General features: G+C 65.0%; 12 protein-coding genes. 3 read left to right on the forward strand and 9 right to left on the reverse strand.

Features of this window, described 5'->3' with window-relative positions; translation table 11 throughout:
* Window positions 1-220 precede the first annotated feature (220 nt).
* The 3 genes from Q4I12_RS05740 to Q4I12_RS05750 all read left to right on the forward strand — a co-directional run bounded on the left by Q4I12_RS05740 (window position 221) and on the right by Q4I12_RS05750 (window position 4,112).
* Window positions 221-1,594: a sodium-dependent transporter gene (locus Q4I12_RS05740; RefSeq protein ID WP_168936400.1), complete on the forward strand. Its 1,374-nt coding sequence runs from the start codon at window positions 221-223 to the stop codon at window positions 1,592-1,594.
* Between the two features lie 85 nt (window positions 1,595-1,679).
* On the forward strand, window positions 1,680-2,300 hold the full coding sequence (lepB, locus tag Q4I12_RS05745) for a signal peptidase I (RefSeq protein ID WP_168936401.1): 621 nt from the start codon (window positions 1,680-1,682) through the stop codon (window positions 2,298-2,300).
* 285 nt (window positions 2,301-2,585) lie between these two features.
* Entirely contained in the window at window positions 2,586-4,112 is a 1,527-nt protein-coding gene (locus tag Q4I12_RS05750) for a YifB family Mg chelatase-like AAA ATPase (protein ID WP_289616830.1), read from the forward strand.
* Between the two features lie 751 nt (window positions 4,113-4,863).
* Here Q4I12_RS05750 and Q4I12_RS05755 read toward each other — a convergent pair.
* From Q4I12_RS05755 to Q4I12_RS05795, 9 genes are all read right to left on the reverse strand, one after another.
* Window positions 4,864-6,072 carry an acetate kinase gene (locus tag Q4I12_RS05755; RefSeq protein WP_302260979.1) on the reverse strand — a complete coding sequence of 403 codons (1,209 nt, stop codon included), beginning with the start codon at window positions 6,070-6,072 and terminating at the stop codon, window positions 4,864-4,866.
* Between the two features lie 101 nt (window positions 6,073-6,173).
* Window positions 6,174-8,276: a phosphate acetyltransferase gene (gene pta / locus Q4I12_RS05760; protein WP_204674968.1), complete on the reverse strand. Its 2,103-nt coding sequence runs from the start codon at window positions 8,274-8,276 to the stop codon at window positions 6,174-6,176.
* 293 nt (window positions 8,277-8,569) lie between these two features.
* Window positions 8,570-12,118, reverse strand: a complete 3,549-nt coding sequence (nifJ, locus tag Q4I12_RS05765) for a pyruvate:ferredoxin (flavodoxin) oxidoreductase (protein WP_204626168.1) — start codon at window positions 12,116-12,118, stop codon at window positions 8,570-8,572.
* A 682-nt stretch (window positions 12,119-12,800) separates the two neighbouring features.
* Entirely contained in the window at window positions 12,801-14,510 is a 1,710-nt protein-coding gene (locus tag Q4I12_RS05770; RefSeq protein WP_204626167.1) for an FAD-dependent oxidoreductase, read from the reverse strand.
* A gap of 189 nt (window positions 14,511-14,699) precedes the next feature.
* Window positions 14,700-16,643 (reverse strand): selenocysteine-specific translation elongation factor, encoded by a 1,944-nt coding sequence (gene selB / locus Q4I12_RS05775; protein WP_297158991.1) that lies wholly within the window; start codon window positions 16,641-16,643, stop codon window positions 14,700-14,702.
* Window positions 16,644-17,113: 470 nt separating this feature from the next.
* Window positions 17,114-17,965 carry a 4-hydroxy-3-methylbut-2-enyl diphosphate reductase gene (ispH, locus tag Q4I12_RS05780; protein WP_302260983.1) on the reverse strand — a complete coding sequence of 284 codons (852 nt, stop codon included), beginning with the start codon at window positions 17,963-17,965 and terminating at the stop codon, window positions 17,114-17,116.
* 518 nt (window positions 17,966-18,483) lie between these two features.
* Window positions 18,484-19,482 (reverse strand): tRNA dihydrouridine synthase, encoded by a 999-nt coding sequence (locus tag Q4I12_RS05785; protein ID WP_302260987.1) that lies wholly within the window; start codon window positions 19,480-19,482, stop codon window positions 18,484-18,486.
* A complete protein-coding gene (locus Q4I12_RS05790) occupies window positions 19,482-21,311 on the reverse strand; it encodes a SulP family inorganic anion transporter (protein ID WP_302260989.1) in 1,830 nt (609 codons plus the stop codon). The genes Q4I12_RS05785 and Q4I12_RS05790 overlap by 1 nt, the downstream gene beginning before the upstream one ends.
* A gap of 211 nt (window positions 21,312-21,522) precedes the next feature.
* On the reverse strand, window positions 21,523-22,638 hold the full coding sequence (locus Q4I12_RS05795) for a hypothetical protein (protein ID WP_040369755.1): 1,116 nt from the start codon (window positions 22,636-22,638) through the stop codon (window positions 21,523-21,525).
* Window positions 22,639-22,837 lie beyond the last annotated feature (199 nt).

Consider the following 22,837-nt stretch of genomic DNA (forward strand, 5'->3'; position numbering starts at 1 on the left):
TCCGGCCGCATCCACGGATCTTAGGCCGTCCGCGGGACGGCATCATCATGTCCTGCTCCCGGAAGATGACCCGGGCAGCGTCCCCGCAGCAGCCTGACGGCTGCACGCCTCCGGCCGGGGGCGGCGCGGACCGCAAAGGGCAGGGCGCCGGGCAGAGGCCTCCGGCTCTCTTCCCGTGCACAACGACACATGCCGACCCAGCGGCCGGCAGGGAGGTTTCATGTCTCAGTCCAGAGAGATGCTGGGCAGCCGTCTGGGCTTTCTGCTGCTTTCGGCGGGCTGCGCCATCGGGCTGGGGAACGTCTGGCGCTTCCCCTATATCACCGGTGCTTACGGCGGCGCGGTCTTCGTGGGCGTCTACCTGCTCTGCCTGCTGGCCGTCCTGCCGGTGATGATCATGGAATTCGCCGTGGGCCGTGCGTCCCGCAGCAACATGGGGCGGGCCCTGAAGGTCCTGCCGCCCGAGGGCACGCGCTGGCACATCTTCAGCAAGATCCCCCTGTGGGGCAGCTACCTGCTCTCCATGTTCTACACCACGGTCACCGGCTGGATGCTGGCCTATTGCTGGCACAGCTTTTCCGGCAACCTTTCCGGTCTGGACACCGCGGGCGTGGCGTCCTTTTTCGGCAGCACCCTGGCCAGCCCCTTCGAACAGGTGCTGGGCATGACCATCGTGGTGGGCGTGGGCTGCCTGGTCTGCGCCATGGGCGTGCAGAAGGGCGTGGAGCGCGTGGTCAAGGTCATCATGGTGGGCCTGCTGGCCATCCTGGTGCTGCTGGTGGTCCGCAGCCTGACCCTGCCCGGTGCGGGCGCGGGCGTGAGCTTCTATCTGGCCCCGGACGTGGAGAAGATGCAGAGCGTGGGCTGGTACGCCGTGCTCAATGCGGCCATGACCCAGGCCTTCTTCACCCTGTCGGTGGGCATCGGCAACATGACCATTTTCGGCAGCTACCAGAGCAAGGACCGCTCCCTGACCGGTGAGGCCCTGTGGATCATGAGCCTGGACACCTTCGTGGCCATCATGGCGGGCCTGATCATCTTCCCGGCCTGTTTCGCCTTCAGCGTGGCGCCCAACAGCGGCCCGGGCCTGATCTTCATCACCCTGCCCAACATCTTCAACGCCATGGACGGCGGCATCCTCTGGGGCACGCTCTTCTTCGTGTTCATGAGCTGCGCGGCGCTCTCCACGGTCATCGGCGTGTTCGAGAACATCATCTCCTACAGCGTGGACGTCAGCGGCATGCCGCGTCGCCGGGCCTGCGCCGTGCATTTCGTCTGTCTGTGGCTGGCCTCGCTGCCCTGTGCGCTGGGCTTCAACCTGCTGGCCGACTTCCAGCCTCTGGGCCCCGGCACCTGCGTGCTGGATCTGGAAGACTTCCTGCTCAGCAACAACCTGTTGCCCTTCGGCTGCCTGCTCTTCCTGCTTTTCTGCAGCTGGCGGCGCGGCTGGGGCTGGGACAACTTCGTGGCCGAGGTCAACCAGGGCCAGGGGGTGCGCTTCCCGCGCTTCATGAAGTATTATCTGCGTTACGGCCTGCCCTGCATCATCCTGCTGGTCTTCGTCATGGGCTACGTGGACAAGTTCGGCAAATAATCTCCGGGTACTTGCCCTCGGCGCCGTGCCGGGGCATAGTGCAAGGGCCGCACGCTTGGGCGGCAATCCCGAAAAAGGAAGATCCATGAGTACTCTGCTGCAGAAATCCTCCAAGAAATCGCTGATCCGTGAATACGGCGAAGCCCTGCTGGTGGCGCTGGTCCTGGCGTTCGTCATCAGGACCTTCGTGGTCCAGGCCTACAAGATCCCCTCGGAATCCATGGTCGAGACCCTGCTGGTGGGCGACCACCTGCTGGCCAGCAAGTTCGCCTACGGCATCAAGATCCCCTTCACCCACAGCTACATCTACCGTGGCGATGATCCCGCCTACGGTGACATCATCATCTTCGAATACCCCAACGATCCCTCGGTGGACTACATCAAGCGCGTCATCGGCCTGCCCGGCGACGTCATCACCGTGCGTGACAAGCGCCTTTACCGCAACGGCATGCCCGTGGAAGAAAAGTACATCCGCTACGAGCAGCCCAACATCATCGAGCCCATCCGCGACAACTTCGGGCCCGTGACCGTGCCGCCGGACAAGTACTTTGTCATGGGCGACAACCGCGACAATTCGCTGGACTCCCGCTTCTGGGGCTTTGTGGATCGCGGTGCCATCCAGGCCAAGGCCTGGCGCATCTACTGGTCCTGGGACGACAAGGACAACAGCCCGCGCTGGAGCCGTATCGGCAAGGCCGTCCGCTAGGGCGCGGGACCGGGGAGATCCTGTTGCGGGAAGAGGCATCGTACCGGCAGCGGAAGGACGCTCCTTTCCCGGCCGTGGCCTCTTTCCCGTGCATATTGCCGGAAGGGCATGACGGGTACGCCCCCTGCCGTGTCCTGCGGGCTTTTTCCACAGAAGCATGATCACAGGCGCTGTCGCAGATGCGGCAGCGCTTTTTTTACAGCCGCCGTACGGGCCGGAGCGACGGTCATCCCGTACGGGGATGGCCCTTTCCGCAAAGGGGCGACGGCGGCGCGGGGGAGGAGTATGGTCATACGATTGTACGGCGCCGGTCTGGAAGGGGTGGATGCCTTCCCGGTGGACGTGGAAGTGGACCTGGTGCGTCAGGGCCTGCCCGGCTTCACGCTGGTGGGCCTGGCCGAGGCGGCCGTGCGCGAGGCCCGGGAGCGGGTCTTTTCAGCCCTGCGGGCCTGCGGATTTCGCCTGCCGCCCTCGCGCATCACCGTGAACCTGGCCCCGGCCGGACGCCGCAAGAGCGGGACCGCCTTCGACCTGCCTCTGGCCCTTGGCCTGCTGGCGGCCAGCGGGCAGATCCCCGTGGAAGCCCTGCAGGGCCGGGTCTTTGCCGGAGAGCTTTCCCTTTCCGGTGCGCTCCGTCCGGTGCCCGGCATGCTGCCCCTGGCCATCATGGCCCGGCAGCTGGGCCTCGCTTCCGTCATCCTGCCGCCGGACAACGGCGCCGAGGCGGCTGTGGTCCGGGACGTGGCGGTCTACACGCCCGCGCATCTTTCCCAGTGCGTGGCCTTTCTGCTGGGGCGGGAAGAGCTCGAAGCCCGGCAGCCCCTGCCCGCGCCTCCGGAGGATGCCGTCCTGTCCGGCATGGATTTCGCCGAGGTCCGCGGCCAGCAGGGCGCGCGACGTGCGCTGGAAGTGGCGGCCGCCGGTGGGCACAACCTGCTCATGATCGGCCCGCCCGGCAGCGGCAAGACCATGCTGGCCCAGCGTCTGCCCACCATCCTGCCGCCCCTGGACTTTGAAGAAGCCCTGGAAGTCACCAAGGTCTACAGCGTGGCGGGCAAGCTGGCCCCCGGGCAGGGGCTGGTGCGCGTGCGTCCCTTCCGGGCGCCGCATCACACGGTCTCGGAGGTGGCCCTGGTGGGCGGCGGCCTGCATCCCCTGCCCGGTGAGGTGAGCCTGGCCCATCGCGGCGTGCTCTTCCTCGACGAGCTGCCCGAATTCCGCAAGAACGCGCTGGAAGTGTTGCGCCAGCCCCTGGAGGACGGCCGCGTGACCATCGCCCGTGCCGGGCAGAGCCTCACCTATCCGGCCGCCTGCATGCTGGTGGCCGCCATGAATCCCTGTCCCTGCGGCTACTACGGGGACCCCGACCACGAATGCACCTGCCGCCCCGACATCCTGCACCGCTACCGCAACCGGCTGTCCGGGCCCTTGCTGGACCGTATCGACGTCCACGTGGAGGTGCCTGCCGTGCCCTATGAGGACTTGCGCGGGGGCAGCCCTGCCGAAGACTCGTCCACCATCCGAAAACGCGTCCTGGCGGCTCGTGAGCGCCAAAATGACCGCTATGCCGGGACAGCCTGCCGTTGCAATGCCGATCTGGGCGGCTTTTTGCTGGAACGCTACTGCGCCCTCGATGCCGCCGGGCACGCGCTCATGGAGCAGGCCGTGCGCGCCCTGGGCCTCTCCGCCCGCGCCTACACCCGGGTGCTGCGTCTGGCCCGTACCATCGCCGACCTGGAGGGCAAGGACGCCATCGCTCCCGCCCATGTGGCCGAGGCCATCTCCCTGCGCGTGCTGGATCGCCCGCAGTAGGCGGAAAGGATAGGTGCGAGGGGGAGGCCCCTCCACGCCAAAAAACTTTATCAGGGCCTGCCTCTGCCGGGAGGGGAAAAGGAAGCACAGGCCTGCCGGGCAGGCGGAGTTTTTTTCCCGCAGTCCAAATCCCTCCTCCCAGGTTCTCTTTCTCTCTTTAAAAATCGTTGTCCCGGAGCATCGAGCGGGACCTATGGCTGTATATGAAGCTTGGCTGGCGGTCTCCGGGATGCACAGCATGATATGGCACGCTGTCCCCGCCGGCAGGCTGCTGGCGAGGCCGGTATGGCGGACACCCTTCGGGCGACATTTCTGTTGTCGCTTCCCCGCCTTGCGTTTTTTGTCCTGAACGAAGGAAGGCGCGTGGAGCGCGCCTTCCCATGAGCGGTTTTTGGGGGGAGGGGGAGTTTGAGGGGGAGGGCCCGCTTTTTACCGCAGGAAAAAGGGGCCCTCCCCCTCAAGCCAGCCAGCCCGGCAGATCATCAATGAAACAAAAACGGGCCGTCTCCTGAAGAGACGGCCCGTTTCGTATCGTGGGAGCTGTCGTTGACGCCGGGAAGCGAGACACCGGTGCGGCGGGCACAGCTCCGAATGCGGCCTTTGTTGCCGCGCCCCGTCCCATGCTGCTCTGCTTTGAACGGAGGAAGGTGCGTAGGCGCCTTTCCAAGAGCGTTTGGGGAGGGGAGTTTGAGGAGAGGCCCGCTTGTTACCGCAGGCAAAAGGGGCCCTTCCTCCTCAACATATTCGTGCCTTAGGCCAGCACTTCCATGGTGGCCTGGGCGATCTGCAGTTCCTCGTTGGTGGGGATGATGAGGACCTTGATCTTGCTGTCGGGGGTGGAGATGGTGCGGGCACCGGGCTTGCGGGTGCCGTTTTCTTCCAGGTTCAGACGCACGCCCAGTTCTTCCAGGCCTTCGCAGACCTTGGCGCGGACGATGTCGTCGTTTTCACCGATACCGGCGGTGAAGACCAGGGCATCGACCTTGCCGCCCAGCAGGAAGAAGTAGGCGCCCAGGGTCTTCTTGATGCTGCGGACCAGCATGTTGAGGGCCAGTTCGGCCTTCTTGTTGCCGTTCTCGATCTCCTTGTGCACGTCACGCATGTCGGTGAAGCCGCACAGGCCCAGCAGGCCGGACTTCTTGTTCATCAGGGTGTCCATTTCCTCGGGGGTCAGGCCCTTCTTTTCCATGATGAAGGGGACGATGGCCGGGTCGATGGAACCGCAGCGGGTGCCCATGATGAGGCCTTCCAGAGGGGTGAGGCCCATGCTGGTGTCAAAGCACTTGCCGTCTTTCACACAGCTCATGGAAGAGCCGTTGCCGAGGTGCATGGTGATGGAGCGCAGCTCGGACTGGGGCTTGCCCAGGTATTCGGCGGTCTTCTTGGCGATGTACTTGTGAGAGGTGCCGTGGAAGCCGTAGCGGCGGATGCGCATCTCTTCGTAGATCTCGTAGGGCAGGCCGTACATGTAGGCTTCCTGCGGCATGGCCATGCCGAATTCGGTGTCGAACACGGCCACGTTGGGCACGCCGGGGAAGAGCTTTTCGGCCACTTCGATGCCCATGAGGTTGGCGGGGTTGTGCAGGGGGCCCAGGGGGAAGCAGTCACGGATGATCTGCTTCACGTTTTCGTCCACCTTCACGGTCTCGGTGATGGATTCGCCGCCGTGCAGCACGCGGTGGCCGATGGCGTAGATTTCGCTCTTGTCCTTGATGACGCCCTTTTCAGGGTCGGTCAGCAGGGAGATGACCAGTTCCATGGCTTCCACGTGGGTGGGGAAGGCGCTTTCGCGCACAATCTTTTCTTCGTGGTCGCTGTCAGGAGCGATCTTGTGGGTCAGCTTGCCCATGCCCTGGCCGATGCGTTCGGCCAGACCGGAAGCCAGGACGGTCTCGGTGTCCATTTCCAGCAGCTGATATTTGCAGGAGGAAGAGCCAGCGTTGATAACCAGTACTTTCATGAGGATCCTCGTCAGGGGGGAATGGAGGGACGGAGCCTAGGCTCCGTCCCTGATATGATGGTTGCGGACAGGATGCCGGGCGAGGCCGGCGCGTGTCCGTACTACTTCTGCTTTTCGGCAGCGGCCTGGATGGCGGTGATGGCCACGGTATTCACGATATCGGGCACGGTGCAGCCGCGGGACAGGTCGTTGACGGGCTTGTTGAGGCCCTGAAGGACAGGACCGATGGCCACGGCCTCAGCGGCACGCTGCACAGCCTTGTAGGTGTTGTTGCCGGTGTTGAGGTCGGGGAAGATGAAGACGGTCGCCTTGCCGGCCACCTTGCTGTTGGGCAGCTTGGTCTTGGCCACGGTGGGATCGATGGCGGCGTCGTACTGCAGGGGGCCTTCCAGGGAGAGCTCGGGAGCCTTTTCCTTGGCCAGGGCCGTGGCTTCCACCACCACATCCACGTCGGCACCCTTGCCGGACGTACCGGTGGAGTAGGAGAGCATGGCCACGCGGGGATCGATGCCGAAGACCTTGGCGGTATCGGCGGAGGCCACGGCGATCTCGGCCAGCTGCTGGGAGGTGGGGTTGGGGTTGACGGCGCAGTCACCGAAGACCAGCACGCGATCCTTGAGGCACATCAGGAAGACCGAGGAGACCACGGAGTAGCCGGGCTTGGTCTTGATGAATTCGAAGGCGGGACGGATGGTGTGGGCGGTGGTGTTCACGGCACCGGAGACCATGCCGTCGGCGTCGTCCTTCTTGACCATCATGGTGGCGTAGTAGGTGGCGTCGCTCATGACGTCGCGGGCGCGTTCGATGGTCACGCCCTTGGCCTTGCGCAGTTCGGCGTAGGTGGCGGCGTAGTCTTCGAACTTGGGCGAGGTGACGGGATCGATGATGGTGGCCTTGCTGATGTCGAGGTGCAGTTCGCGGGCCAGCTTGTTGATCTTGTCTGCATTGCCCAGCAGGATGATGTCGGCCACTTCGCGGCGCAGCAGGATGTCGGTGGCCTGCAGGATGCGGGGTTCCTCGCCTTCGGCCAGGACGATGCGCATCTTGTTGGCCTTGGCGCGTTCGATGAGGTTCAGTTCGAACATCATGGGCGTCATGCGGCCGGGTTTGGTCATGTTCAGGCGGGCGCTGATCTCCTTGCCGTTGACGTAGTGGTCATACAGGCCCAGCACGGTGTTGATCTTGCGGGTATCGGTGGGCTCGATGAGGCCGTAGATCTCCTGCAGGGACATGAAGGCCTTGGAGGTGTGCTGTTCGGTCAGCAGCACGGGCAGGGGGGCACCGGTCCAGCCTTCGATGAGGCTGCTCACTTCGGCGCTGGGACGGATGCCGCCGGTCAGCAGCACGCCGGCGATGTCGGGCTTGCTGGAGGACAGGCGGGAGGCGATGGAGGCCAGCAGGATGTCGGTGCGGTCGCCGGGGGTCACGATGAGCTGGTCCTTGGCCAGGTAGCCCAGGAAGTTGTCCACGTGCATGGCGGCGATGAGGTAGTCGCCCACCAGGGCGTCGAGATGGGCTTCGCCGGAGAGCACTTCGGCGTTCAGGCCCTTCTGCAGGTCGCGCATGGTGGCGCGGCCCAGGGCGGGCTCGTCCGGGATGGCGTAGACCAGGCCGGGCTTGTCGTCAGCGGCAAAGATGTCGCTCAGGTCGTCGGCTTCGGCGCGGGTCAGGCTGGAGCGGTTGACGATGGTGGCGATGACGTCCAGGGAGTAGGGGGCCATGGAGTCGCGGGTCACCAGCAGGGAGTCGCGCACTTCTTCGGCGTTCTTGCCTTCACCGCTGGTGATGAGCATCACGGGGCAGCCCAGGTTGGAGGCGATCTCGGCGTTCAGTTCGAATTCGAAGACCGGGTCCTTGCCCAGGAAGTCGGTGCCCACGCAGAGCACGAAATCGTGGCGGCTCTGCAGTTCCTTGAACTTCTGGATGATGTTCTCGATGACCAGGTTGCGGTCGCCCTGATTGATGATGGTGCGCACTTCCTGGTAGGTGTAGGCGAAGGTGTCGCAGTAGTCCTGCTTGAGCTTGAAGTGTTCCAGCAGCAGGTTGATGTCCGGGGCGCGGTCATCCAGCTGGGGTTCATTGATGATGGGGCGGAAAATGGCCACATCCTGCATGTTGCGGCTCAGGATGGACATGGTGCCCAGGGCGATGGCGCGCTTGCCGGTGCGCGGGCCCGTGGCGGTAAGGTATAGGGCGCGATGCATGGTTTCCTCCAGGACGGGGCGCTGGCCCCGGTGAATCGATGCCGTTATGTTTGAAGTTTCGCGAGCCGGAAACTTCCCAAGCGCGGGTTGGCTGGTGGCGCGCTGCGCGCCGCGGCCCGAGGGCCGCGGCCCTTGCGGGCGGAAATATGGTGTTGCGCCATGCGGGTCTGCCGTCCCGGCATGGGCGCGTCCTTGCCGGCGGGCCGGAGGACGCTGGGGCTCGACCCACGCTCCAGATAATGGGGGCGCGGCCGTTGCGGCCGCGCCCCTTCATTTATTCAGCGTATGCCGGCTTAGTTTTCGCTGCCGGGATGAGGCAGGCTGGCCAGCTGCTTGTACAGAGCGTGACGCTCGTTGTAGGCCTTGTCCAGTTCAGCCTTGAGCTGCTTGGACACTTCGGGATCCTTCTTGTCCAGAGCGGCGAAACGGGTTTCGCCGGCCAGGAAGGCCTGCAGTTCGCCGTTGGGATCCTTGGTGTAGTCCAGCTGGAAGGGATTCTTGCCTTCCTTGGCCAGTTCGGGGTTGAAGCGGTACAGGGGCCAGTAGCCGGTCTGCACGGCCAGCTTTTCTTCTTCCTGGCTCTTGCCCATGCCCTTGCGGATACCCTGGTTGATGCAGGGAGCGTAGGCGATGATCAGCGAGGGGCCCTTGTAGGCTTCGGCTTCGCGGAAGGCCTTGAGCACCTGCTGCTTGTCGGCGCCCATGGCGATGGAGGCCACGTACACATAGCCGTAGCTCATGGCCATGCGGCCCAGGTCCTTCTTGCCGATGCGCTTGCCGGCAGCGGCGAACTGGGCGATGGCGCCCAGAGGAGTGGACTTGGAGGCCTGACCGCCGGTGTTGGAGTACACTTCGGTATCCATCACCAGGACGTTGATGTCGTCGCCGGAAGCCAGGACGTGGTCCAGACCGCCGTAACCGATGTCGTAGGCCCAGCCGTCACCACCGAAGATCCACACGCTCTTCTTGGTGAAGAGGTCGCCCATATCCCACAGCTTGTGGGCCAGAGCGTGGTTGGCTTCGGACAGGCTGTCCAGGTTGTCCAGGATCTCTTCGCCGAACTTGCGGGAGCCTTCGGCGTCTTCCATGTTGTCCAGCCAGCCCTGCAGGGAGGCCTTCAGTTCGTCGTCGATGCCTTCGGTGGCCAGGGCTTCCTTGACAGCCAGGGCCAGGGCGCCGCGGCGCTGCTTGTAGCCCAGACCGATACCGCAGCCGAATTCGGCGGCGTCTTCAAAGAGGCTGTTGCCCCAGGCGGGACCGAAGCCGTCCTTGTTGGTGGTGTAGGGCGTGGTGGGGGAAGAAGCACCCCAGATGGAGGAGCAACCGGTGGCGTTGGCGATCAGCATGCGTTCGCCGAACAGCTGGGTGAGCACCTTGACGTAGGGGGTTTCACCGCAGCCGGCGCAGGCGCCGGAGAACTCATGCAGGGGCTGCTGCAGCTGGGAACCCTTGACGGTGTCGCGAGCCATCAGGTCGTCCTTGATGGAGACGTTGGCTTCGGCGAAGGCCAGGTTGGCCACCTGGGCGTCGATCTGGGTATCCAGGGGCTTCATGGTCAGGGCGCGCTTTTCAGGCTTGGTGGGGCAGACTTCCACGCAGGAGCCGCAGCCCAGGCAGTCTTCGGCGTACACCTGCATGCGGAACTTCATGCCGGTCAGTTCCTTGCCCTTGGCAGGCACGGTCACGAAGCTTTCGGGAGCGCCGGCCAGTTCTTCGTCATTGGCGACCACGGGGCGGATGGCGGCGTGGGGGCACACGAAGGAGCACTGGCAGCACTGGATGCAGTTGTCGGCCACCCATTCGGGCACGTTGATGGCCACACCGCGCTTTTCACAGGCAGCGGTGCCCAGGGGCATGATGCCGGCGGGTTCCATGGCGGACACGGGCAGCTTGTCGCCGCGCTGGGCCAGGATGGGACGCACCACACCGGCGATGTAGTCGTCGTCGCCGCAATGGCAGACTTCGGCACCTTCGGTGGCGTCAGCCCAGGATTCGGGGTACTTGATCTCGACCAGGGCGTCCATGCCCTTGTCCACGGCGGCGATGTTCATGTTGACGATCTTGTCGCCCTTCATGCCGTAGGTCTTCTTGATGGATTCCTTCAGCAGGGCCACGGCCTTGTCGAAGTCGATCACGTTGGCCAGCTTGAAGAAAGCGGTCTGCATGATCATGTTGATGCGGCCGCCCAGACCCACTTCCTGGGCCACGGCAACGGCGTCAACGTTGAAGAACTTCAGGTGCTTGCGGGCGATGGTGCGCTTCATGGAAGCAGGCAGGTGCTTTTCCATGTCTTCCAGCGACCAGTTGGAGTTCAGCACGAAGGTGCCGCCGTCCTTGATGCCGTCCAGGATGTCGTACTGGGTGACATAGGCGGCCTTGTGGCAGGCGATGTAGTCGGCCTGGGTGATGAGGTAGGAAGACTGGATGGGGCTCTTGCCGAAGCGCAGGTGGGACACGGTGAAGCCACCGGACTTCTTGGAGTCGTAAGCGAAGTAGGCCTGAGCGTACATATCGGTGTTGTCACCGATGATCTTGACGGCCTGCTTGTTGGCACCCACGGTACCGTCGGCGCCCAGACCGAAGAACTTGCACTGCACGGTGCCGGCGGGCACGGTGTCGATCTCTTCTTCAACGTCGAGGCTCAGGTTGGTCACGTCGTCGTGGATGCCCACGGTGAAGTGGTTCTTGGGAGCCAGGCCCAGCATGTTGTCGAACACGGCCTTGGCCATGCCGGGGGTGAAGTCCTTGGAGCCCAGACCGTAACGGCCGCCCACGATGGTGGGAGCTTCGCCCTTTTCCATGAAGGCAGTGCACACGTCCTGGTACAGGGGCTCGCCCAGGGAACCGGGTTCCTTGGTGCGGTCGAGGACGGTGATGGTGGTGGCGGTGGCGGGGATGGCCTGCAGCAGGTGTTCGGCCGAGAAGGGACGGAACAGATGCACTTTCACCAGACCCACGCGCTGGCCGCGTTCGTTCAGGTAGTTGACGGTTTCCTGGATGACTTCACAGGAGGAACCCATGCTGATGATCACGCGGTCGGCTTCGGGATGGCCCACGTAGTCGAACAGGCGATGCTTGCGGCCGGTGATGGCGGCCACTTTCTTCATGTTTTCCAGCACGATGCCGGGCACGGCGTCATAGTACAGGTTGCTGGCTTCGCGGTTCTGGAAGAAGATGTCGGGGTTCTGGGCGGTGCCGCGGATATGGGGATGTTCCGGGTTCATGGCATTGGCGCGGAACTCTTCGACCTTGTCCCAGGGAACCAGCTTGCGGATGTCTTCGTAATCGATGGTCTCGATCTTCTGCACTTCGTGAGAGGTACGGAAACCGTCGAAGAAGTGGCAGAAGGGCACGCTGGCGTCAAGGGCGGACAGGTGGGCGACCAGGGCCATGTCCATGCATTCCTGCACCGAAGAGGAGCAGAGGAAGGCAAAACCGGTCTGGCGGCAGGCCATGACGTCCTGATGGTCACCGAAGATGGACAGGGCGTGGGAAGCCAGGGCACGGGCCGAAACATGGAAGACGCCGGGCAGCAGTTCGCCGGCGATCTTGTACATGTTGGGGATCATGAGCAGCAGGCCCTGGGAAGCGGTGTAGGTGCTGGTCAGAGAACCGGCGGCCAGCATACCGTGCACGGCACCGGCGGCACCGGCTTCGGACTGCATTTCACGCACGGTCACGGTCTGGCCCATCAGGTTCTTGCAACCCTTGGCAGCCATTTCGTCCATGACTTCGCCCATGACGGACGAAGGGGTAATGGGGTAAATGGCAGCCGTGTCCGACAGAGCGTAGGCAATATACGCGGTGGCGTTATTGCCGTCCATGGTTTTCATTTTCGCCATCTGTTCCTCCTTGCGCGTCTATCTTGGCGCGCATGTTTTTCCGGAATGGACACACCGGCAAGCGGTGGTCTTGTGCAAACAGAGAGGATCCATCGCATCATGCCGTGGCATGAGGCCGGAGCGGCCCGGGCGGAAGAAGCCCGAAAAAACGGCCGGGACCGTGCCTGTTCGCAATGGATGAGCCCTACCACAAAATTGTTTGTTTGAACAGTCTAATGTGGGCAGGCTGTGAAAAAAAATGCGCAAGCATTTTTACAAGAGAAACAAAGGAGTTAGGAAGATATTGAGCCGCTGCGGCCCCGCAGGACGCGTGACCGGCGCCTTTGTCTCTCTTCAGGCTGCCTACTAAAAAGGGCGACAAAAGGCAATAACGGAAAATACCATGAAATATGTCATGTGATCATAGCCCGCAAAACGGCGCTGCGCAAGGCTTTGAAGGTCCTCCCGGCAGGGCTTGGGAAGGGGCGGTGCCCTGCCGGTCGTGGCACCTTGCCGCGGCAGGCTGCTGACCGGGAAAGCGCAGGGAAGGGAGGCGGGCGAAGAGGCCGTTCCCCGGTCTTCAGGGGCGGTCGGCCGGGTGCCCGGGGCGACTGCCGTCGTGCCGGACAGGGCACCCGCCGGCAGGCCATGAAAAAAGGGGCCCCTGACGGGAGCCCCTTGAACAGGTCACAAGGACAAACAGCTAGATCTTGCCGCCGGTCTTGAGCACGGCCTGCATGCCGCCGGCGGCGTTGACCACGTCGGTGATGCCGTTGCGGGCCAGGATCAGCACGCTGTCATAGGCGCGCAGGCCGGTGTTGCAGATGATGGCCACAGGACGGTCCTTGGGCACTTCGTTGACCCGGCTGGGCATCTCTTCCAGAGAGATGGAGTGCCATTCGGGATGGACGGCTTGCACGGCCTGACCGGCCTTGGCGGGACGGGCGTCAATGAAGAAGATGTTGTTCTCGGCGCGCTTTTCCCACAGCGCCATGAATTCTTCGGAGGTGATGGGCTTCACACGGCCGGCCAGCACGTTGTCGGCCACGTTGGCCACCACGTTGACCACGTCCATGGCGGAGGCGAAAGGCGGCGCGTAGGAGATCTCCAGGTTGGAGATGTCTTCCACGGTGGGCTTGCCGTACTGCAGCACGGCGGCCACGGCGTCGATGCGGGCCTTGAGGGCGTCACCGGCGGTGCAGGCGCCCTGGATGCCCAGCACGCGGCGGTCGCTCTTGTCCACCACCAGTTCCAGGCTCATCATGTTCTTTTCAGGATAGAAGTGGGCGCGGTCCAGCTGTTCCACGGCCACGGAGATGGCGTCATAGCCTTCCTTGCGGGCGCGTTCCACAGTGAGGCCGGCGCCGCAGAAGGACATGTCGAACAGTTTCACGGCCCAGGTGCCCACGAAGCCGGGGAAGCTGGCATCGCCGCCGGCCAGGTTGGTGCCGATGACGCGGCCCTGGCGGTTGGCCATGCTGCCCAGGGGCAGGTAGCCCAGCTTGCCGGTGATGAGGTTCTTGATGGCCACGCAGTCGCCGCCGGCATAGATGTCGGGGTCGCTGGTCTGCATCTTTTCATTGACCACGATGGCGCCGAAGGGGGCCACTTCCAGACCGGCGTCCTTGGCCAGCTGGCCGTTGGGCAGGAAACCGGCGGCAAAGATCACCAGCTGGGCGGGCAGTTCGCGCTTGTCGGTGATGACCTTGCACACGGCGCCGTCCTTGCCTTCCAGCTTGACGACCTTTTCAGAGGTGTAGACGGACAGGCCGTGGGCCTCGCAGTCGTGGGCGGCCATCTTGCCCATGTTGTGGGAGAGCACGCCGGGCAGCATCTGGTCCATCATTTCCACCACGCTGACCTTGACGCCCCACATGTCGGACAGGGCCACGGCAGCTTCCAGACCGATGAAACCGCCGCCCACGATGACGGCCTCGTTGACCTGGCCGTGTTCGCAGGCTTTGCGGATGACGTCGGCGGCTTCCAGACGGGTGAGGGTCAGGACGTTCTTCAGGTCGTGACCTTCCACCGGAGGCATGCGCGGGGTGGCACCGGTGGCCAGCACCAGTTTGTCGTAGGGCAGCTTTTCTTCCTCGCCGGTGACCACGTTGCGCACCAGCAGGGTCTTGGCGGCGCGGTCGATGGCCATGGCGCGGGTCTGGTTGCGCACGGTGATGCCTTTCATGGTACGGAAGAATTCGGGGTCACGCACGGTGTGGTAGGGCGTGGCGCGCAGGTCGTCGAGGTTGTTGACCTCGCCGGACACATAATAGGGGATGCCGCAGCCGCCGTAGGAGATGAAGAGGTTTTCATCCACCAGGGTGATCTCGGCGTCGGGCATCAGGCGCTTGCAGCGGCAGGCAGCCTTGGGACCCAGGGCAACGCCGCCGATAACCAGGATTTTCTGTGCCACGATAGACTCTCCTTGTAGAGCATTTGGCGTTTGAAACGCCGGGCGTCTCAAACTTTGTGCCGTCCGGGGACGAGGTCTCTCGCCCGGACACGGGCGGCCGCGGGCGCGGTCGCCGGAGCATGACGCTGTTGTTGGTCGGGCCTCGGGCGGCGACCCTGCGGTCACCGGACGGGGACAGGATACCTGTCCCTAGCGGCCCCGATACTGCCGGGCGTCTCCCACCCGGACGGTGATCTTTTCCCTGTCCATGAATTCCAGCAGGGCGATGAGGTACTTGCGCGAAAGGTCCAGGATCTCCTTGAGGCCGCCCACGTCCAGATCCTCATGGTCGCTGAACCACAGGCGCACCTTGTCCAGGATCTCTTCCACGGCCTCGTTGCCGTAGTAGAGGCCGTCCTTGACGCGCACCAGCTTCTTCTGTTCGCACAGCAGGCGCAGGACGGGCGCCGCCTCCTTGCTGCTCACGCCCAGTTCCTCGAGCACGTCCTTGAGGTTGGGCGGGGTCAGGCCCGCGCTGGTGTGGGCCTCCAGCAGCTTGCGGCTCAGGCCCTCCTGGTCGGAAGCCAGCGTGACCTTGTGGCTGGCCAGGCGCAGGCCGTCGCCTTCGGCCACCAGCAGGCCCTTTTTCTGGGCCGCTTCCAGCACGCGCGCCACCAGACGCTGGGGCAGCTTGTCGCTCCAGCCGGCGCACAGGGCGCCGCTGGGCAGTGAGGGCTTGAGCGGGTTCTTGGCGTGCAGGGCGGCGGCCCTGTCCAGGCAGGCGCGGATCAGGGCCTCGAAATGCAGGCTGGCGATCCACATGCGGCCTTCCTTGTGCCAGCAGATGGCCTCGCCCTGGGAAGACAGCTGGACCAGCTGCTTCTGCAGGGCCGCGGCGCTCTGGCCGGTGAGGGCCTGCAGCTGGCTGTGGCTGGCGCCCGCGCTGCCGCTGAGGCTCAGGGCCGCCCTGGTGAGGTCGAGGCCGGAGTGGGCCGTGATGTATTCGGGGGCGGCCAGTTCGGGCAGACGGGCCAGCAGGTCGAGCTTGTTCTGGAAATCCGGGTCCTTGCGACGCAGCAGGGGCGGCAGGGGGCTGACGATGGTGCCGCCGGCCACGGTGCGCAGGGGCGAGTAGGCGCGCAGCACGCAATGGTCGCCGAACACGCCCACCATATCGCTGGAGAAGCGCAGTTCGGCCAGGCAGGAGTCGCCGGAGGCCAGACGGTCACGGTCGAAGAAGACCACCCGGGCCGCGCATTCCTGCGTGGCGTGGTGGAAGTGGACCTCGGTACGCTGGCGCAGGGGCCGCGGCGCGGACTTGAGGCACTGCAGGCGCACCAGCCAGCGGCGGGAGGGGAAAAGGGTGTCGGGACGGCAGAGGGTGTTGCCGCGATGGATGTCCGTCACTTCCAGGCCCTGCACGTTGACGGCGCAGCGCTCGCCGGCGCGGACCATCTCCACGCTGCTGCCGTGGCGCTGCAGGCTGCGGGCGCGGGTGGGCAGGGCGCCGGGCATGAAGCAGAGTTCGTCCCCTTCGCTGACCGCGCCGGAAATGACCGTGCCCGTGATGACCGTGCCGTGCCCCTTGAGGGTGAACACGCGGTCCACCGGCAGGCGGAAGATGTCGGAGCCGTGCCGGGGCGGCAGGCTGCTGGCGCAGGCCAGGATATGTTCGCGCAGGGCCGGGATGCCCTGGCCCGTGCTGGACGAGACGGGGAAGATGGGGGCGCCTTCCAGAAAAGTGCCCTGCAGGAAGGTGCGCACGTCTTCCTGGACCAGTTCCAGCCAGTCCGCGTCCACCATGTCCACCTTGGTCAGGGCCACGAAACCGTGCCGGATGCCCAGCAGGGAGCAGATCTCCAGATGTTCGCGGGTCTGGGGCATGACGCCTTCGTCGGCGGCGATGACCAGCATGACGAAGTCCACACCGGCGGCACCGGCCACCATGTTTTTGACGAAGCGTTCATGGCCGGGCACGTCCACGATGCCCAGACGCTCGCCACCCGGCATGGGGACCCAGGCGAAGCCCAGTTCGATGGTGATGCCGCGCCGCTTCTCTTCTTCCAGACGGTCACAGTCGATGCCCGTCAGCGCGCGGACCAGAGATGTCTTGCCGTGGTCGATGTGACCGGCGGTACCCAGGATCAGAGCCATTCTACCCCCAGAAAAAACACAGGAGCCCCGCCGGAAACGCCTTGCGGCGGCCCGGTGAGGGGGACTGTCCCGTGTACGGAACTGGTTTTCAGTGTACGCCAGAGAGCGGGGCTTTGCAAACGGCTGCGGCGGACGACCGGAGAAGTTTCAGGCCTCCAGCACTCTGGTGAAAAATATCACAATTAGAGCCATGGTACGATTTTGTTCAAAAATAATCATCAAATACAGATCATTATGAACAGCGTCCTGGCTATGCCCTGTTTACCGGAGAACGAGTGCCGCCGGCAAACAAATACAAGAAAAAAATAAGGGGAATGTCCGAAGGGCCCTGGCGGGGGCAGGAAGGGCAGCTCCGCAAGGGCCGGGGACGGAAGAAAAGTTTTTTTGCCGTCCGTTCCGTACGGCAAAGCCTTTTGTTCACAAGGCTGCACGGTCTGCGGGGCACACAGCGGTGCCCCGCGGAAGTCCCGTTAATCCGGCAACTGCTCCAGCCATTGCTGGGTGGCGTCGATGAGCTTGCGGGGCGTGGAAGCCCCGGCGGTAAGGCCCACACGCCCCTTGCCGGCAAAGTCTTCGGCCCGCAGTTCTTCGGCCTGTTCGATATGATAGGTGCTGATGCCGCTCTGGGCCGCCAGATCGGCCAGACGGCGGGTGTTGCCGCTCTGGCGGCCGCCCACTACCACCATGGCATCCACCTGGGCAGCGATGCTGCGGGCCTCTTCCTGGCGTTCGCGGGTGGCATCACAAATGGTGGCCAGCACCTTGAGCCGGGGCAGGCGGTCGCGCAGTTCCTTTTCCAGCTGTTCGAAGACGGAACGGTCCTGGGTGGTCTGGGAGGCCAGCACATAGGAACGTTCCGGGTCCACATGCAGGGCGGCCAGTTCGTCACGGCTGCCGAACACATGGGCCGGTCCGTGGGCATAGGAGACAAGGCCGCGCACTTCGGGATGGTCGGCCTCACCGAAAAGCAGCAGCTCCTCGCCGTCGCGGGTGGCACGTTCGATGGCCAGCTGGGCGCGCTTGACCTTGGGACAGGTGGCGTCCACCACGTCGGCGCCGGTGGCGCGGACGGCCTCCTCCACCTGACGGGTGATGCCGTGGGCGCGGATGAGGACCCTGTCCGTGGCGTTGAGCTGGGAAGGATCCTGAGCGCAGAAGACCTCCAGGGCCTCATAGTCGGCCAGGACCTGCGGGTTGTGGATGATGGGGCCCAGGGTGCAGGTGCGGCCTTCGCAGGGCTGTTCCAGAGCGGTATCCAGTTTTTGCAGGGCCAGGCCGACCCCCATGCAGAAACCGGCGGTCTTGGCGCGGATGACGTCCATAGTTCTCTCCCGGAAAAGATTCTTTGCGGCAGTGTTCCGTGAGAGAGAGGCCCTGTCAAGGGGAAGGGGCGCTCGCGCTGTGCGGGAATCGCCGCCGGATGGCGGATGCTGCCTGGCATCCGGGCGGGTCCGCCTGTGCTGTGGCAAGGGCGGCACGGCACCTTCGGCACACACCGTCCTATCGACACGCTCGATATACGGGAAAGGGGCAGAGCCTGTGAGCAGGTGCGTCTGTGATTGCACGGGGATACAAGACGCCTGCCTGTGGGGGACGGGGCAGGCAGGGGAAATCCCGTCCGGCAGGCGGCGGATGGCTCCCCGGCTGGAGAGGAGATGAAGAAGGCTGTCCAGGAAGGCAAAGGAAAGCGCGGGGGAGAGAAGACCGGAACTCCCCGTCGAGCGTCCTGTGCGGAGCACGGGACGCCGTGAGCGGTTTTTGAAGGATGGGGGAGTTTGAGGGGGAAGGGGACTTTTTTCCGCTGGAAAAAGTCCCCTTTCTCCTCAACAGATCTTGCCGTTTATTCCGGCAAAAAGCGGTCCATCAGCTCGTGCAGACCTTCCCAGGACGTGCAGCGGCAGAGCTCGAGGCGCAGGGCCTTGACGCCGGGCAGGCTGCGCACATAGCGGGGCACCACGCTGCGCATCTTCCAGAGGGCGGCGCGACCGGGACAGAGTTCCTGGGCCAGTTCCATGTGGCGCAGGACCATGGCCCGCAGGGCGGCCGGTGAGGGGGGCTGGGGCTCCTCGCCCCGGCAAAGGTGGAGGTGGTCGTCGAAGATGGCCGGGCCGTGCATGGCGCCCCGGGCGTACATGACCGTATCCACGCCGGTCTGCTCCAGCACGCGCAGGCCGTCCCGGGCGCTGAACAGGTCGCCGCTGGCGATGAGGGGGATGTCCAGGGCTTGCTTGAGCTCGGCCAGCACCTCGTGGGCGGCCTCGCCGCCGAAGCCCTGGCGCGCCGTACGCGGGTGCAGGGTGATCCAGCCCGCGCCCAGATCCTGGAGGCGCAGGGAAAGGTCGCGCCAGACATGCCTTTGGCTGTCCAGGCCCAGACGGATCTTGAAGCCCACCCGTCCGGGACCGGCGGCCTGGAGCATGGCGCGGGCCACTTCGAGGGCATTGGGCACATCGCCCAGCATGGCGGCCCCGGCCCCCTGTTTGAGGACCTTGGCCACCGAGCAGCCCATGTTGAGGTCGAACCAGCCGTAGCCCACGTCGCGGAGCATCTCCACGGCCCGTTGCAGGAAGGAGGCCTCGGCGCCGAAAAGCTGGACCACCAGCGGCTGGTCCTCGGGCAGGCTCTGCAACAGCTCGCCGGTGCCGGGGCTGCGGTAGACAAGGCCCTTGGCGCTGACCATCTCGGTCACGCAGACCGCCGCGCCGTACTGGCGGCAGAGCAGGCGGAAGGGCAGGTCGCTGTAGCCGGCCAGGGGCGCCAGCCAGGGGTGCTCCCGGTCGAAGGGCAGGCTGTCGGGGGTGGCCGGGGATTCCGGCAGGAAAAACGCTTTGTGCATCATCAATGTTCCGTAGTGCGGGACGCAGGGTCTTCGGGTTGCATCTGTTGCAGGCGCTGCTGCGCCAGCTGGTCCACGCTGCGGGGGGCAGCGGCCGTGGGGCAGGCGGGACCGGGGCAGGATTCCTCGGGGCAGCCGGTGTGGCAGCAGATATGCCTGTTCAGCATGTCCACGCCGATGCGCAGGCCGTCGCCCAGGGTATCGGCCACAAAGCCGTCGCTCAGGCAGTCGATGACGCCCGTGCGGCCGAGGATGTCGCGCACGTTGCGGCTGCCCACCACCAGGACCACCGGCACACTGCGGGCATAGCAGCGTTCGAGGAACTGCTCAAGGGCATGGGCGCCGGAGGCATCCAGCCAGAACACGCGGGTCAGGTGCAGGACCACCAGACGGGGCGGCGTGTCGTCCTCTTCGTAGAGCTGGCGCTCCAGCTCATGGATGGCGCCGAAGAAGAGCGTGCCTTCGATGACGTAGACCACCAGGCCTTCGGGCATGTTGTCCGGGGCATAGCGCATGAGCGGGTCCGTGGCCCGCAGGCGGCGTACCCGGGGATGGGCCGCCTTGTAGATGAAGAGGGTCAGGGAGAGCAGCACGCCGATGAACACGGCCCGCTCCAGATCGAGGAGCAGGGTGGACGCGAAGGTGATGAGCAGCACCCAGCGGTCGATGCGCGTGGCCCGCAGGCAAAGGCGGATGGCCGGGATGTCGATCATGTTCACCGAGATGAGCAGCAGCACGCCCGCCAGGGCAGGCATGGGCAGCCAGCTGACCAGCGGCGCCATAACGAAGAGCATGGGCAGGGCCAGCAGGCCCGAAAAGACCGTGCCCATGCGGCTGCGCCCGCCGCTGGTGACCACCAGGGCGCTGCGGGTGAAGGAGCCGCAACCGGGGATGCCGGAGGTGAGGCCCGCGGCGATGTTGCCGAGGCCCTGGCCGATGAGTTCCTGGCTGCCGTCGAAGCGGTCGCCGCGGATGCCCGCCAGCTGCTTGCCGATGGCCAGGGATTCCACGGCGCCCAGCAGGGCGATGGCCAGCGCGGGCATGAACAGGTCGCGGATGGAGGCCATGTCGAAGGCCGGGGGCAGGGAAAGGGGCGGGACCACGCTGGGGATGGCGCCCACCAGGCGCACGCCCTGCTCGTGGAAACCCAGCAGGGCCGAGACGGCGGAGATGATGACCAGGGCCGCCAGGGTGGCCGGGAAGCGGCGCGAGATGCGCTTGAAAAGCAGGATCAGCAGGATGGTGCCCCCGGAGACCAGCAGGCACCAGATGTTGAGATGAGTGAAGTTGTGGATGACGTGATCGATCTGGGGGAAGAATCCCTGTGCCTGGGAGGAGGGCAGGCCCAGCGCGGTCTTGAGCTGGCCCGACGCGATGAGCAGGGCCGCACCGGCGGAGAAGGCCACCATGACCGAATGGGAGATGAAATTGGCCAGCTCGCCCAGACGGGCAAGGCCCATGCCCACCTGGATGAGGCCGCAGAGCAGGGCGATGCCGAAGATGTAGGGCATGCGGGCCTCTTCGGGCAGACTGGCCACGGTGATGCCGCCGATGCTGACCGTGCTCATGGTGGTGAACAGCACCATGGAGATGGCGTTGGTGGGGCCGGCGGCCAGATAGCGGGCCGACCCCCAGAGGGCGGCCACGATGACCGGCAGCATGCAGGCATAGATGCCGTATTGCGGGTGCACCCCGGCGATGAGGGCATAGGCCATGGCCTGGGGGACGGCCATGGGGGTGACGGTGAGCGCGGCGACGAAGTCGGCGCGGAAGTCGCGCAGGCTGTAGTGACGCAGTTCGTTCAGGAAGGGGAAGAGGCGGGCGGCATTCATGGCGGCGCTCCGAGGTATGGAAGGTGACGGGCCCGGAAGGGCGACGCCCGGCAGGACAGGGCGCCGGAAAAAAACGGCGCATGTCCCCGCAGGGCGGGCGGCATCGTGACAGGAAAGGGGCAGGGTATCCCGACGGCGTGCGCCGTGTGGCGTACGGTTCCGCCGTCCTGGCAGGGGACGGCGGCGTTACGGGGGATCGGCCTGCCCCGGCCTAGTCGTGGGAGTCGTCTTCCAGCTTGAGGACGTCCTGCCCCAGTGCGTAGCGCATGAGGGAAGGACGCTCCGCGGATTTTTTCAGGGAGCCGATGATGCGGGTCATGCGGCGGGTGCCTTCCAGCACGCCGCCCAGATGCCCGGCCAGTTCCGTCAGGTCGGCGCGGGCCAGGATCTTTTCCAGTTCCAGGGCCAGGCGCTGGCCGCGTGAATCCTCGTGGAACTCCGCACGCAGTTCGCGGGAAAGGCGCAGGGCACGGGAAAGGTTGTTGTCGATGTCTTCCACCAGCTCGCCGCAGTATTCGGCCTGGTTGCGCATGATGTTCAGGGCATTGTTGCCGTAGTGGGCCATGGCGCCGGCGGCCTTTTCCAGCGTGTCGCGGGCCACGGCCAGGCGGCGGCCCGTGGTCAGGGACACGATGCGGGCGCATTTGGACAGGAAGTGGGCGTCGTACATCTCGAAGCCGTATTCCCGCTGGGTGTAGAGCAGCACCAGGCCGAAGGGCGGCCGGTCGTTGCGTTCGCGCAGCACGAAGGCCAGACGGGAACGGTAGCCCGCCTTGTAGACCACGCAGTCGAAGGACTCGCCGCCGCGTTCGATGCCCCGCAGGTTGTTGGACACCACATGCCGGGCCGAGCCTTCCTTGACCGTGCGCATGACCGGGTGGTTGCGGATGCCTTCTTCCAGGGCGGGGACCACCATGGGGATGCCGCCGCCGTCACGGCGCGCGGCGGCCTGCACCACCCACTCGCCCTGGGGGTTGCGCAGACGGCAGACATAGAGGTCGGCATGCAGGGCATGGACCAGGATCTCGGCGCTCTGGCGCAGCACTTCTCCGGGGGGCGCCATATGGTCGGCCATGGAGAGCAGGTCGTTGGAGACACGCAGCAGGGTCTCCGTCTCGCTCTGCATGGCGGCGACGGAGGAGAGCAGCTGGAGCAGCGAGCGCCAGCTGCGCAGGGGCACGGCCCGCACATCGGGCTGGTAGCCGCGCTTCAGGGAGCGGTAGGCGGCCCGGATAAGGGCGATGATGGCAGGACGCACTTCGGGCGGCGCGTGTCTGACGATCTCGGTGATGGCTTCGCGCGGGGTGCGCAGGGAGTGGTATGACACGAAAATTCTCGCTTGGCGGCAGGTCCGCCCTGAAGATCTTATGAAATAAGGACAACGTTCAGAATAACAATATCGCAACCTTTGTCAATGCGCGCGCCGTCTTGCACGAGGTCCCGTCCCGGCCGTACGCCGGAGCGGGGCGGCGGAAAAGAGTTGAGTCCCGGAACAAAACATCGTACAAGCAGGCCATTCAGACTGA

Source organism: Desulfovibrio piger, assembly GCF_951793255.1.
Classification (GTDB): domain Bacteria; phylum Desulfobacterota; class Desulfovibrionia; order Desulfovibrionales; family Desulfovibrionaceae; genus Desulfovibrio.